Source organism: Hymenobacter crusticola, from assembly GCF_002154225.1.
In the GTDB taxonomy this organism is placed as follows: domain Bacteria; phylum Bacteroidota; class Bacteroidia; order Cytophagales; family Hymenobacteraceae; genus Hymenobacter; species Hymenobacter crusticola.
This window is the reverse complement of the sequence record NZ_MTSE01000002.1, coordinates 349,412-362,827: the sequence shown is the minus strand read 5'-3', so window position 1 is coordinate 362,827 and position 13,416 is coordinate 349,412. Positions and strand designations below refer to the sequence as shown.

The 13,416-nt window shown below is 56.1% G+C and carries 8 protein-coding genes; 6 read left to right on the top strand and 2 right to left on the bottom strand.

The window, feature by feature from the left end; all coding sequences use genetic code 11:
* Window positions 1-369: 369 nt before the first annotated feature.
* From BXP70_RS04835 to BXP70_RS04810, 6 genes are all read left to right on the top strand, one after another.
* Window positions 370-2,862, top strand: coding sequence for a S8 family peptidase (locus BXP70_RS04835; protein ID WP_179197593.1), 2,493 nt, complete (start codon window positions 370-372; stop codon window positions 2,860-2,862).
* A 103-nt stretch (window positions 2,863-2,965) separates the two neighbouring features.
* Window positions 2,966-4,045 carry a tetratricopeptide repeat protein gene (locus BXP70_RS04830; protein ID WP_086592892.1) on the top strand — a complete coding sequence of 360 codons (1,080 nt, stop codon included), beginning with the start codon at window positions 2,966-2,968 and terminating at the stop codon, window positions 4,043-4,045.
* Window positions 4,046-4,148: 103 nt separating this feature from the next.
* Window positions 4,149-6,191: an OmpA family protein gene (locus BXP70_RS04825; RefSeq protein ID WP_086592891.1), complete on the top strand. Its 2,043-nt coding sequence runs from the start codon at window positions 4,149-4,151 to the stop codon at window positions 6,189-6,191.
* A gap of 21 nt (window positions 6,192-6,212) precedes the next feature.
* Window positions 6,213-9,770: a hybrid sensor histidine kinase/response regulator gene (locus BXP70_RS04820; protein WP_086592890.1), complete on the top strand. Its 3,558-nt coding sequence runs from the start codon at window positions 6,213-6,215 to the stop codon at window positions 9,768-9,770.
* 31 nt (window positions 9,771-9,801) lie between these two features.
* On the top strand, window positions 9,802-10,527 hold the full coding sequence (locus BXP70_RS04815; protein WP_086592889.1) for a LytR/AlgR family response regulator transcription factor: 726 nt from the start codon (window positions 9,802-9,804) through the stop codon (window positions 10,525-10,527).
* Window positions 10,528-10,541: 14 nt separating this feature from the next.
* A complete protein-coding gene (locus tag BXP70_RS04810) occupies window positions 10,542-11,162 on the top strand; it encodes a PKD domain-containing protein (RefSeq protein ID WP_086592888.1) in 621 nt (206 codons plus the stop codon).
* Window positions 11,163-11,284: 122 nt separating this feature from the next.
* On the opposite strand, the gene BXP70_RS04805 is transcribed toward BXP70_RS04810, so the two are convergent.
* Both BXP70_RS04805 and BXP70_RS04800 read right to left on the bottom strand, forming a co-directional pair.
* Window positions 11,285-12,613 (bottom strand): HAMP domain-containing sensor histidine kinase, encoded by a 1,329-nt coding sequence (locus tag BXP70_RS04805; RefSeq protein WP_086592887.1) that lies wholly within the window; start codon window positions 12,611-12,613, stop codon window positions 11,285-11,287.
* Complete coding sequence (locus BXP70_RS04800) at window positions 12,610-13,299, bottom strand: response regulator (RefSeq protein WP_086592886.1); 690 nt, start codon at window positions 13,297-13,299, stop codon at window positions 12,610-12,612. The genes BXP70_RS04805 and BXP70_RS04800 overlap by 4 nt, the downstream gene beginning before the upstream one ends.
* Between the last annotated feature and the right edge of the window lie 117 nt (window positions 13,300-13,416).

Sequence of the window (13,416 nt, the reverse complement as noted above, 5' to 3'; positions counted from 1 at the left end):
GGCGACCCTAGGCTACGGTTCCGAGAGCATTCGTTAAATAAAATATTTATAAGACAAGTACTATTTAAAAAATAATAACAATTATATATTTAAACTTTTAATATACTTCTCTATAAATAGACTTGCAGCTGAACGTGTAACGCTTCCTGCATCTTGTACCTTTTCATGCTGCCTTCTTCCCGATTAAACTTACTAACGCTTCTTTTGTGGGTTAGTATACAGCTAAGAGTACAGGCGCAATCTTCACCAATTGCTGCTACACTACACAACACTCACCAAGCTAGCTCTCCGCAGCTGAGCACTGCTCTTTCTTCTGTTTCTAGCCTGCGCCCTAGCCATAATTCGCCAATTGCAGGTGATCTACAACGCTTGTATGCGGCACAGAATGCTAGCCTAATTGCCCACACAGCGGCGCAACAGCTATCTGCCGCGCACCCGCTGTTGCAGCTCAATGCTGATGCTTCTACCGTATTAGTCCGTATTACGGCTCGTGATGTAGCGGGCTTGCTGCCAGCGCTGCAAGCTCGTGGGTTCGTCGTGCAATCGGCTTGGCCAGCGCTGCACTTTGTGGAAGGGTTTCTACCGATTGCCGAGCTCCACCCCAATGCTGGCCTAGTCCATCTCACCAAACAGGGCCTACTAGGAGTACGGGCTTCGTACCGCCCTTTCAGCAACACCGGGCGCGTAACCAGTGAGGCCGACCACGTATTGGAGACAGAACGCGCACGCGCCACGCAACCGGGCCGCTATACCGGTCGTGGTATCCGGATTGGTGTGATGAGTGATTCTTTCAATGCCCTCGGGGGCGCCGCTGCAGATATAGTTTCCGACGACTTACCTACCAACGGGGTTCAGGTGCTCCAGGATTTATCGCCTGCTGCGCCCGGTGCTTCCGACGAGGGGCGAGCCATGTGCCAACTCATTCATGACCTAGCCCCAGGTGCGCAACTGGCGTTTAGCAGCGTTTTTCTGGGCGAAGGAAATTTTGCAACCCAAATTCAACGCCTAGCTAGCCCGAGCCAAGGCAACTGCAAGATTCTCACGGACGACGTTCGTTATTACGAAGAGCCTTTTTTCCAAGATGGCGTTATTGCGCAAGCCATCCAGGAGGTAGCGACGCAACGGGGCGTAGCCTACTTTTCTTCGGCCGGAAACTACGGTAGTCAAAGTTACGAGAATGCCACCCCGGTTTTTAGCCCGGTAGGCACCCAGGGCAACGCCCAACTCAACTTTAGTCCTACTGGCCAAGATCTTACTCAGACTTTTTTTATTCCGCACGGGGAGAATGTGCTCTTGACGCTGCAGTGGGCCGATCCCTTTTATACAGTAGCGGGCGTCAAAACCGACCTAGATGTGTACCTGGTATCTGCGAAAGGCGACACGGTGATGCTAGCAAACGATAATAATATAGGCCTCCAGACACCTTCTGAGTTGCTTGCTTTCACCAACGACACGGCGCGCACGCATACTACTAGCTTCCACCTCAGCATCGTACGCTTCCGCGGCACCGCTAACCCGACCCGGTTGAAGTACATTAATACGGGCTCGGCAGTAGCTACCGAATGGCTCACGACAAGTGGCACAGTGGTGGGCCATGCGGCCTCGGGGCAGGCGCAAGCAGTTGCCGCCGTCGGCTACTACAACCAGCGTACGGTGCAAGCCTATTCTTCAAAAGGCTCCCCCACCATCTTGTTTGGCCCAATGGGCACGCCACTGCCCGCACCAGAAGTGCGGGCTAAACCGGATATCACAGCCGTGGATGGCGTAAACAACACCTTCTTTGGTTCTTCCGCCAACGACTTGGAAGCCGACGGCTTCCCAAACTTCTTCGGTACCTCGGCGGCAGCCCCACATGCCGCCGCTGTAGCGGCCTTGCTCCGCCAAGCCGAGCCTGACCTCACTCCTGCCCAGGTGTATGAGCGATTTCGCAACACGGCGCGCGACCTAGGTCCGGCAGGCTTCGATAACAGTTCGGGCGCCGGTTTGCTGAATGCTTATGCCGCACTCTATGGCAATGCAGTCAGCACGCTTATACCTACTGCTCAGAACTTTGAGAGTGGAGCCCTAAACCAATTCTGGGCAACAAATAACGATTTTGCAGGGCGTGTGCAGATCCGCTTAGACGAAGGGCCACCGGCTGGCAAAGCGCATCTGGTGCTGAGTGCTCTTACCAATCATTTTTTCTCTCAGCCGATTTCTAGCTCTAGCGAGGCCATATTCTACGTCAACGCCGCTAACGCAACGGGCACGATTTTGCTGACGTTCCGCGAGAAGGAATTTGAAAACGAAACTGACGACGTGCTGCCGACGCAGTTCACCGGGTCTCAAAAGGGAGACGGCGTTGCGCTGAGCGTAGACGGGGGCCAAACGTGGTACCGCTTAGCCGACCTGACGGGCGCCACTTCCACAACTTCTTCCCATGATTTTGCTATCAACTTAACGCAGTTCGCCCAAGCACACGGGCTGCGGCTTGGCAGCGACGTGCGCCTAAAGTTCCAGCAATACGGCAGCGGCCGCCCGGAAGCCATAACCGTTGCGCAGCAAGGCGGCATTGCCTTCAACGACATAGCGCTTTCGGTTGTGCTTAGCTTGACGAGTAATGCTGATGCCGCAGGGTTGCAGGCCTGGCCCAATCCTGCACATCCAGGAACACTGCTCCAGCTAGCTTTGCCCGCCCAAGCCGGAGCGGCAACGTTGACACTAGTAGACAACCTAGGGCGTGTTGTGTGGCAGGAAGATGTGCCGGTTGTCGGCAATCCTAGGTTTCACGTGGTGCCGGCCCCGCCTAATAAAGGGTTGTATACCCTTCTCTACCAAGCCACTAACGGCACCAGAGCTGCACGCCGCCTCTTGGTAGAATAATCCTTTGTTTAACTTTCATCTTTCGAGTAAAGGGGCTGGGTATTTCGGTACTCAGCCCCATCTTTTTATATTTCGGAATCCATTTTGCTTCTATTCGTTAGCTATGAAATCATTTTTATCTTTTAAAGTACAATTCTTTCTACCTGTTCTTCTATTAGGAAGCTTTGCCGGACAGGCTCAGGTAGACACGGTGCGCGCTAGTACGTTGCCTCCGGCGCAGCTAGCGGAGAAGTATTATAATAGCGGAGTAGCCAAGTACAACCAGAAGAGCTACCAAGCGGCGCTGCTGGATTTTGATAAAGCGTTAGCAGCTAAGCCTGATTTCGGGAGAGCCTTCTACAACCGTGCTACGACGCGTTACGAACTAAAAGACTACGCTCCCGCCGTGCAGGACTACGATCAGGCACTTCGGCTTGATCCGGGCAGTTACACCTCTCTTTTTGGCCGTGGCCAGGCGCGCGAGGCACTAGGCCAGCGTGATGAGGCCGAACAAGATTACACCAAGGCGACGGAGATAAGAGCCACGTACGCTCCGGCTTGGTACTACCGAGGAGCATTGCGCTTCGAAAAAGCGGACTACAAAGCCGCGCAAGCTGACTTCGACCAAGCATTGAAAGCCGACCCAAACTACGCTTATGCTTACCACGACCGCGCCAGCGCCGAACGTCAGCTCGGTAACTTCACGGCGGCCATTCAGGATTACACCAAGGCTCTTAACCTACAACCTGAATTTTTACCTGCCCTCCTAAACCGCGCCGCTACCCGCCGGCGCGCTGGCGATCTGAAAGGCGCCCTAGGTGACTATAACAGCTATATTGGCAAGAAGACAGACAATGCTACGGCGTATACAAACCGTGGCGGAACGCGCTACGAGTTAGGCGATTATCAAGGAGCCCTAGCGGATTTTACCAAGGCTATTGAACTGAACGGCTCCTACGCCTTCGCTTTGAACAACCGGGCCGCGACCTATCTGAAGCTGAAAGAATATCAGAAAGCAGCCGCCGATGCCAGCAAAGCGCTGACGCTAAATGCGCAATACGCCGAAGCGTACCTCAATCGGGGGCACGCCCGCGAGATGCTACGCGACGCTGATGGTGCCTGCCAGGATTGGCACAAAGCGGCTGAACTAGGGCTGGAGGCAGGCACTACCTACGCCGCCAACTCAGGGTGCAGTGGCGAGTAGCGCGACGAAGTAACTAGAGTTTATTGAAATAATTCCTGCGGGCCTCAGTGCGTACGTCTTCCCATAACGCGCCTGAATAGCCTAGCATAATCCTATGTAGACAATGCGTAAGTACCTGTTGCTAGCTTTTTTACCGTTATCCTTCACGCTTCACGCCCAGAACGTCGAATTCAGCAAAGACCGCTTCGGTAGTGACAAGGATGGCCTGAAGGCAGCCTTGCGCGAGTTGAAGGAGGGCGACGAATGGTACCTCAGCGATCCACCCCGCTACGAGCAAGCATTGCCGCACTACCTGGCAGCGCAGAAGTTTAACCCCGACAACGCACAGCTGAACCTAAAGATCGGGGACGCCTATCTGCACTCGGGGGCGAAGCCGCAGGCACTGCCGTATCTGCAAAAAGCCTACAAGCTCAACGCCGACGTAGACCGGCGCATTCATTACCTACTGGGTCGTGGCCTGCACCTGAACGCAAAGTGGACGGAGGCTATTGCGGAATATAAAGCCGCCCAATCGGCTACCACTGGCAAAAATCCGCCGGTGTCCCTCAACGATATTCGCAAGAAAATAACGGAGTGCGAAAACGGGCAAAAGCTGCAACAGCATCCGAGTAGGGTGTTTATCGACAACGCTGGTCCGAGCATCAACTCGCCCTATGCCGACTACGGCCCTGTTATTTCGGCCGACGAATCGGTTATTCTTTTCACGTCGCGACGCGACAACTCGACGGGCGGACAGAAAGATCCTGAAACCGGCGGTTTCTTTGAAGACGTTTACCAAAGCACTCGCAACAGCGCGAAGGACAAATGGAGCGCCGCCCGCGACCTAGGTCAGCCCGTCAACACCGACGGGCACGATGCCACGGTAGGTCTTTCCCCCGACGGTCAGCGCATGATGGTGTATGCGGAAGATAACGGAGGCGACTTGCAAGAGGCAGACCTGCGCGGCACTGAGTGGCGCAAACCCCAAAAGCTAGGGTCTCGCATCAATACCAAGTACCACGAGTCGTCGGCGGCCTACACGCCGGATGGACGCAGCTTGTACTTTGTGAGCGACAAGGAAGGTGGATTAGGTTCGCGCGACATCTACAAGATCGAGTTGGAAGGCCGCACCCAAGCCCAAAACCTAGGCTCGGTCATCAATACCCCGTACGGCGAGGAAGGCGTGTTTTTGCACCCCGACGGCAAAACGATGTACTTCTCCTCGGAGGGACATAACTCGATGGGTGGCTACGACATCTTCAAGTCGGTGTTTGAAAACGGCAAATGGAGCACACCCGAAAACCTAGGTTGGCCCATCAATACTCCCGACGATGACGTGTTCTTCGTGATTTCTGCCTCGGGGCGCCACGGCTACTACTCTTCTGTGCGCGAGGATGGCCTAGGTTCCAAAGATATTTACCTCATCACCTTCCTAGGCCCGGAGAAGCCGCCGGTATTGTCGCAGGAAGATCAGCTACTTGCCTCGCGTGCCCAGCCTGTAAAGGAAACTTCCTTGGCTCCGCCCGTACCGATTGCGACGGCGCAGGTTACTATAATGAAGGGCACTGTGACGGATGAAGTAACCAAGCAGCCGCTGGAAGCTACCATTGACGTAGTGGATAACACCCGCAACCAGACCATTGCGTCTTTCCGGGCCAACGCGCAGTCGGGTCGCTACCTCGTATCTCTTCCCTCGGGCATAAACTATGGCATTGTAGTCCAGCAAGATGGCTACTTATTCCACTCCGAAAACTTTGACCTGCCTGCTGGTGCAGCCTATTCGGAAGTGGTGAAGGATATTGCCCTGAAAAAGCTCGACGTGGGCGTGAAGGTGGTACTGAATAACATCTTCTTCGACACGGGCAAGGCCACCCTGCGCAACGAAAGCACCAACGAACTGGAGCGCTTGCAGAAGCTACTGACCGATATGCCCGACCTGCGCCTTGAAATCTCGGGCCACACCGACAACGTAGGCAAAGCGGAATACAACAAAGACCTAAGTCAGCGCCGCGCCAAAGCGGTGGTTGATTACCTCGTGGGCAAAGGCGTGGACAAAGGGCGTCTGACCTCGGCTGGCTATGGTGATACGCAGCCCGTTTCGACCAACCAGACCAAAGCTGGTCGGCAGTTGAACCGCCGCACCGAGTTCAAAGTAACGGGTAAATAATCTGCGGTTCTTGTGCTAGGTATGATGCGCTACGTGCTAGCTGTGCTGCTGCTTATTGGGCTAGGCCTACCGGTCCGGGGGCAGCAGCAGTACCTCAAGCAATTTGGCGCGGCGGATGGGTTACCCCAACCGTTTATTTATGCGCTCCTGCAAGATCATACCGGTTATTTATGGATTGGCACCGGCGAGGGATTGGTGCGCTACGATGGCACAGAGTTCGTCACCTTCACTACCAAAGAGGGGCTGGCCGAGGACTTTGTTACGACACTGCGCGAAGAGCCGCGCACGGGACAGTTATGGGTGGGGCACTATCAAGGAGGCGTTTCGCGGTGGAACGGGCAGCGGTTTGTAGCCGCATCGTCGCCCACTCAAGCTAGCTTTTTGCAGCCGAGCCACGGTTTGCCTGCTTCTAGCAACGCGCAAGTCCAAGCCTACCTCCGGCGCTACCATCCGGCGCTGCCCGCGGGCACCGTTGTGAACTGCTTGTTGCGTGACCGAGACGGCAGCATCTGGCTCGGTACCGCGGGCCAGGGCCTATGGCGTCACGCCGATTTGCACCTAGCTTTCTACCCAAATGCCTTAGCCGCCGCAGTAACCACCTTGAGTGACCACGCAACCATGGCAGGCACTGAGCGCGGCACTCTTCTTTCGTTGCCGGATACTTATCCCCCTGTTAGCAACCGCGTCCTGGCCTCCGTACCGGCTGCCGTCACGGCACTTATCGAGCAGCCAGCTTTGACTGGGCGACCTAGCTTTTGCTGGGTTGGCACCGCTGATCGAGGGGTGTGGCGGGTTTCCAGTGGACGTGCTGCGCAGCCAGTTCCGCGCCTCCCGCCCGACTTACACGTAACTGCAGTGGCGCTAGAAGCTGACGGAACACTCTGGGTTGGTACCAGCACCGACGGTATCTATCGGCTACCTAGCCAGATAGAGCGTTCGGTTCAACACTTTACTACTGCTAATGGCTTGCTGCACAACAGCATCAAAGCGCTACTCTTCGACGCTAATGGGCAGCTTTGGATTGCGACGCATGGCACCGGCCTTACCGTCTGGAACCAAGAGCACTTCCAGCAGTACCGGCTCGTGCCAGGCGGCCTTGATGCGACGGCCCTAGCTACCGACAAAGCCGGCCGTATCTGGATTGGCACCGAAGGTGACGGATTATTCTGTTACGAGAAAGGGCGCTTTCGGCAGTATACCGCCGCCGATGGGCTACCGTCAGAGTATTGCTATGCTATACTACCCTTCCAGTCAACTGCTTCCGATGCTAGCAAGCTAGGTCCCGAGAAGATCCTTCTTGTTCATCGCAATAGCCTAACGGTATTCAATCCGGCTACCCACCATTTCTGGTCGGTCACTAGCCCCAGCAACCCGTGGGTGCACGACTGCCTACCCTTCGCCACCGCTACCAAACAATCGGTGTGGCTAGGTACCCGCACCGGATTGTTACGCCTGACTATAAATCACGCCTCTTGGGCTACCGAACCACGTTTGCCTTCAGTCGCACTTCTGCTAGCGGAGGTAGATGGGGCCACGCGTAACCCCAAACACCTCGGTAAACTTGCCGCCGGTCAGCACCGGGTTGCCTTTCTGTACCGGGGCGTGAGTCTTTCCCGCGGGCATGAGTTGCACTACGAATATCGGTTGCGGGGCCTCTCCAACCATTGGAGTCGCCCTAGCCTTGTAGGAGAAGCGCAGTTTCCGGGCCTCGACGCTGGCAGCTATACCTTCGAAGTGCGGGCCCGTAGCGGCACGGCGGGCCCTTGGTCGTCGCCGACGATGGTTGCCTTTGCCATTGCTACGCCATTCTGGCGCACACCGTGGTTTGGAATAGCCACCGCCGCGACACTCCTCCTAGGTACTTATGGGATTATACGCGCCCGAGAAGCCACCTTACGCCGGCAGAAGCTACAGTTGGAAACGACCGTTCGCAAACGAACCGCGAAGCTCCACCGCCAAAAAGCCCATATCGAAACGATCAATGAAGAGCTCATTGTAGCACGCGACGCCGCCGAAGCATCGCGGAAAGCCAAAGCCCAATTTCTGGCCAATATGAGCCACGAAATTCGGACACCTATGAACGCCGTTATTGGGCTGACTCACTTACTACGCAACACAGCACCAACGGCAGAGCAAGCCGAATACCTGACGGCTATCCACTCCTCGTCGCAGAACCTGCTCGTTATCATCAATGATATTCTCGACAGCTCCAAAATCGAGGCAGGTAAGCTTACGCTTGAGCAGGCTCCATTCAATCTGCCCGAACTATTAGGCCGCGTGGCCCGCATGTTCGAGTTTGCCACGACTACCAAAAACCTTGCTTTTCGTCTGCACGTGGCGCCCGATGTCCCCGCCGCTGTGTATGGCGACTCCGTTCGTCTCAATCAAGTACTCGTCAACCTGGTGGGCAATGCCGTCAAATTCACGGCCCAGGGTGGCGTGAGCCTTACCGCCACAGCTCAGCCAACGGCCACGAACGCTATCCTCGTGCACTTTGCTGTGGCAGATACTGGTATCGGCATTGCGGCAGATAAGCTTGACGCCATTTTTGAAGACTTTTCCCAGGCTAACGCCAGCACAACCCGCCAATTTGGGGGCACGGGCCTAGGTCTTAGCATTGCGCGCAACATTGTGCAACTGCACGGTGGACGACTTTGGGTGGAAAGCAGCGAAGGGCTAGGCTCGGTTTTTCACTTCGAAATTCCGTACGCCGTTGCCAACATCACCCAGGTTCGGCCCGAGGGTGTTGCCGAGCTGCGGCCCTTCAAGCCAGCACTGCGCGTGCTCGTTGCCGAAGACAACGAACTGAACCAACTTGTTGCTCGCAAGACCCTAGAGGCCTGGAACGCGGAAGTCACCATCGCGGCGAATGGCCGTTTGGTAGTAGAAGCCGCTCAGCTAGCACCATACGACGTAATCTTGATGGACGTACAAATGCCCGAAATGGACGGCTATGAAGCTAGCCGACAGTTGCGCGTGCATTTTCCCAATGCGCAGGTGCTGCCCATTATCGGCCTTACGGCATCTGCGCTGCCCGAAGATCGGGCGCTGGCGTTGGACGCCGGAATGAACGATACGTTGGCCAAACCCTTTGATCCGGCGCTGCTCTACGCCCGTATTGCTTACTATACGGGTCGTACTCGCGTTGAAAACGAGGAAGACCCTAGCTCGTCGGCGCTGCCCTCCGCCGACCTAGCTGTAGCCGCTGCGCCTAGCTTAGATTGGACGTTGCTGGACGAATTAGCTGGCGGCAACGCAGATTTCATCACGCAGCTTGTTACCACCATTTTGCAGCAGGCACCGTTGCTTCTAGCTGAGCTTCAGACGGCCGCTGACGCGGAGGACTCGCATACCTTAGCGCGCATTGCGCACAAATTAAAAGGCCAGGTAGCTTACTTCGGCGCTGTTGCCCTACAGAGCCAATTAGAAACCCTAGAGCACCAAGCACGTCAGGCGACTGGCGGAACGAATTTTTCTGCTTCTGTGCGCACGCTTACTGCTCAATGGCTTACCGTTGAGCAGCAATTAGAAGCTCGCCTGAACGAACAAGTTTGGCATCATAATTCTGAGCAGAACTAACGTATCTATTCTTCTTATTCCTACCAACTATATGCCTACCAGCTCTACCCCCGCTTTGCGTTGTCTAGTAGTAGATGACGACCCGCTGTCTATTCAGATTGTTAATAACTGCATCGCAAATACCGCTTTCCTGCAAGCCGTTGGCAGCTGCGATAGTGCCGTAAAGGCGGCCGAAGTCCTACGCCATCAACCCACTGACTTATTGTTCTTGGACGTGGAAATGCCGCTTATGTCGGGCATCGATTTGCTTAAAACCTTGCACAATCCTCCCATGGTGGTGCTCATTACGAGCAGTAAGGAATATGCCGTTGAAGCGTTCGAATACGATGTGGTGGACTATTTGATCAAACCAGTTAGCTATGCCCGCTTTTTGAAAGCAGCTCAGAAAGCGCTTGAGATGCAGAGCCAACGTGCAGACGTAGAAAGCCCAGCGCCCCCTTCGGATATTGATTACACATTTGTGAAGGTCGATACGAAGTTGGTGAAGGTTCCTTTCCAAGAGGTACGCTACGTAGAGGCCCTCGGCGACTATGTGCACATCGTGCTGGCGCAGCACAAACTTATTGTGTACAGCACCATGAAAGCGGTAGAGGAGAAATTTCCGACGGCGCTTTTTGTGCGGGTACACCGCTCTTTCATCGTCAACATCCGTGCTGTCCATTCCATCGAAGACAATATGATTGTCATTGATAACAAGCACATCCCCATTGGGCAAACATACTTGCGCGACGTGCTGCAACGGCTTAATAAGTTTTAGGACCCTAGCTTATCGTGGTTTTCAGAGCGCTATTTGGTTCTTTTCGCGTACTGCTGCTCAGCAGCCTTTTGGGGCTGGCTGCCACAGCGCGCGCGCAGCAGGCAGGCGATACGGTGAGCGTTGCTTGCCCGTTGCCCCGTGTAGTTGATTTGTGCGTGGAGCTAGATGCTTCTCGCTCGGCCGATTCGCTTAGTGGGCCGCTCACTTACCGTTGGCATATGGGCGATGGCACCATGCTTACCGGCCTTATGGTCTCGCATTGCTACAAAGAACGCAAACGATATACCGTGCAGCTTGATGTAGTTGATGACCGGACCGGCGAAGTGCGCCCTGCTGAGAAGGTCTTACCCGTAGATTTTACACAAGAAACCGTCCTCAACTTCTCGGCACCCGACACCGTTCGGGTCGGCCAGGTCATCACCTGCGACGCGGCCGATTCGCAGATGCCGCTCTGCGAAAACGTAGTCGTGCTCTGGGATTTCCGTGATGGCTACGTAACGAATGGCCGACGCGTGCAGCATGCTTTTCGCCGACCAGGGCAGTATGCCATCCGGATGAGCTTACGTGGCAACGGTCCCGATCCGTGCCCGGACAGTCACTGCGTTAGCCGGCCCATCGTTGTTGTTCAACCTTGATGTTGCAGCCTAGCTAACTTCTGTGCTGCAAAACTATCTTCCCCAAAGCCCTCTTTCTTGCTTTATTTGCTGGCCACCTAGCATCCCTTTTTGTCTGCTGTTCCTTAAGCCCTGTACTGGACCTAGGTTATGGCAGCCGGTAGCCGCAGCCGCACACTCAACCACCCTTCAGCTTCGTGCAGCACCAGGGGCGCCCCATGCAGCTCAGCGATACGGTTGCTGATCCACAGGCCTAGGCCTGCCCCACTGCTAAGCACGTCGGCCTGGTAGCGGGCGGTGGTTAGGCGAGACAAGTCGCCGAGCGAAGTGCGCAGTGGGTTGCGCACTTCGGCGTAGCGGTAGCCACTCGCTTCCTGGCCGACCAACACGTGCACGGCCGCACCCGGTGGCGCGTGGCGCAGGGCATTATCGAGTAAGTTGAGCACCACCGTCGTGAGCTTATCCGCGTCGCCGTCGATGGTATAGTCAACCACTTCTTCGTCTACAGCTAGGTGCAGCACCCGGCCCGCCGCCTGAAAGCGTGGCAGCAACTGGTCAGCAACAGCCACAACTAACTCATTCAGCGCGATCGGGCGCCGAGCAAGTGGCAAGGCATCGGAACGAAGACGACTGACCAGCAAAAAATCTTCTACCAAATGACTCAGCCGTTGTAGCTCTTGCGCCTGAGCAGCTAGCGGCGCCCGCAGACTAGTAGGCAGCTCAGGTGCTTGCCGCGTCACTTCCAGCCCAGTTTGCAATATCGCTAGGGGCGTGCGCAGCTCGTGGGCGGCGGCGGCCAGAAAATTATCTTGCAACTCAGCACCTTGTCGAAGCCGGTCGAGCATGCGGTTGAGGGTGCGGGCTAGCTCTTGCACTTCGTCGCCGGTTTGGGGCTCGGGTAGGCGCTCTGTACCCGGCGCCGTGCCAATTTGTTGCGCATAGCGGCTGATACGGCGCAGCGGCCGGAGCACCCACGCTCCTAACCCAGCTGCTAGCACAAGGGCCAGCACCAAACTAGCCGCCAATGCCCACCATAACCCCACGCGCACCCGGCGCAAGTCGGCAGCTAAGGGCTGGGCTGAGTGCACGAGCCACAGGCGGATCTGCACGGACTGCCCTTGCTCATTGAAAGCTAGACGGCGCAGTTCCACCCCGCGCAGGTTCGGCAGGCTAGGTTCTGGCGTGACAAAGCCAGGCGATTGGAACAGCTCCTGGGGCGGCTGCCCCTTCACTTCCACCACCACACGCATTCGTTCGCCCGCGCCTGGCAAAGGCACCACCGGCACGGCCCCGCTGACGTCGACCTGCTCGAGGAGTACGTAAGCGCGGGCGCGCAGACGCTGGTCATCGCCTTGGTGCAGCACTTGGCCCACGTGCTGGTACTGGTAAAGGCTGGCCAGCCCCGTTACTAGGCCAAATACTAGCGTAAAAACTAGGGCAAGCTGCCCCCGCAAACCACGTAGGCTGTTCATCGGGTGGCGGCGGGGTCGTGGAGGCGGTAGCCGTGTCCGACGACCGTTTCCAGCAGCGGCGGCAAGTCGGGAAAGGCGCGGTCGAGCTTGCGGCGCAACTGCGAAAGGTGCACTTCAATCACGTTGGAGCCCATATCAAAATCCACCTCCCATACTTTCTCGGCCATCAGGGTTTTGGTAACGATCCGGTTAGGATTGCGTAGCAGCAGCTCCAGCAGCGCAAATTCGCGGTTGGTTAAGGTGAGCAGCTGTCCCGCCCGGCTCACCCGACGGTGCACCAAATCCAGCTCTAGGTCAGCCAGACGCAGTATTGACGCCTCAATAGGTGCTGTTTTGCGGTACACTGTGCGCAGGCGGGCTAACAGTTCCTCAAAAGCGAAAGGCTTGCGCAAGTAGTCTACGGCGCCTGCATCTAGGCCCCGAATAACGTGTTCGGTGCCGCTGAGTGCACTCACAATGATGACTGGAGTAGGAAGCCCGAACTCGCGTAAGTTGCGCAGCACCTCGAAGCCATTTTGGCCAGGCAGCATCAGATCCAGCAAAATAGCGTCGTACGCCGTGACTGCCGCCATTTCCAGACCCGTCGCGCCGTTGTCGGCGGTGTCGGCCACGTGGCCGGCCTGCACAAGTCCTTGGCGCACAAACTCTGCCAGGCGGGGCTCATCTTCAACTATCAGAATGCGCATAAAATACAGTAGTAGAGCTCAACCCTAGCTCTTACGTAACCAGAACCGTTGGAATCCAATTCAGCCCTGGATTCCGGAACCCAAGGCTGATTGAAGAACAAGGCAGTAAGGCTAAGT

What these genes read in the sequence shown, in the direction of transcription:
- BXP70_RS04805 (WP_086592887.1), bottom strand. Translation starts at nt 12,613, where the DNA reads ATGAACAGCCTACGTGGTTTGCGGGGGCAGCTTGCCCTAGTTTTTACG.
- BXP70_RS04820 (WP_086592890.1), top strand. Translation starts at nt 6,213, where the DNA reads ATGATGCGCTACGTGCTAGCTGTGCTGCTGCTTATTGGGCTAGGCCTA.
- BXP70_RS04830 (WP_086592892.1), top strand. Translation starts at nt 2,966, where the DNA reads ATGAAATCATTTTTATCTTTTAAAGTACAATTCTTTCTACCTGTTCTT.
- BXP70_RS04815 (WP_086592889.1), top strand. Translation starts at nt 9,802, where the DNA reads ATGCCTACCAGCTCTACCCCCGCTTTGCGTTGTCTAGTAGTAGATGAC.
- BXP70_RS04800 (WP_086592886.1), bottom strand. Translation starts at nt 13,299, where the DNA reads ATGCGCATTCTGATAGTTGAAGATGAGCCCCGCCTGGCAGAGTTTGTG.
- BXP70_RS04825 (WP_086592891.1), top strand. Translation starts at nt 4,149, where the DNA reads ATGCGTAAGTACCTGTTGCTAGCTTTTTTACCGTTATCCTTCACGCTT.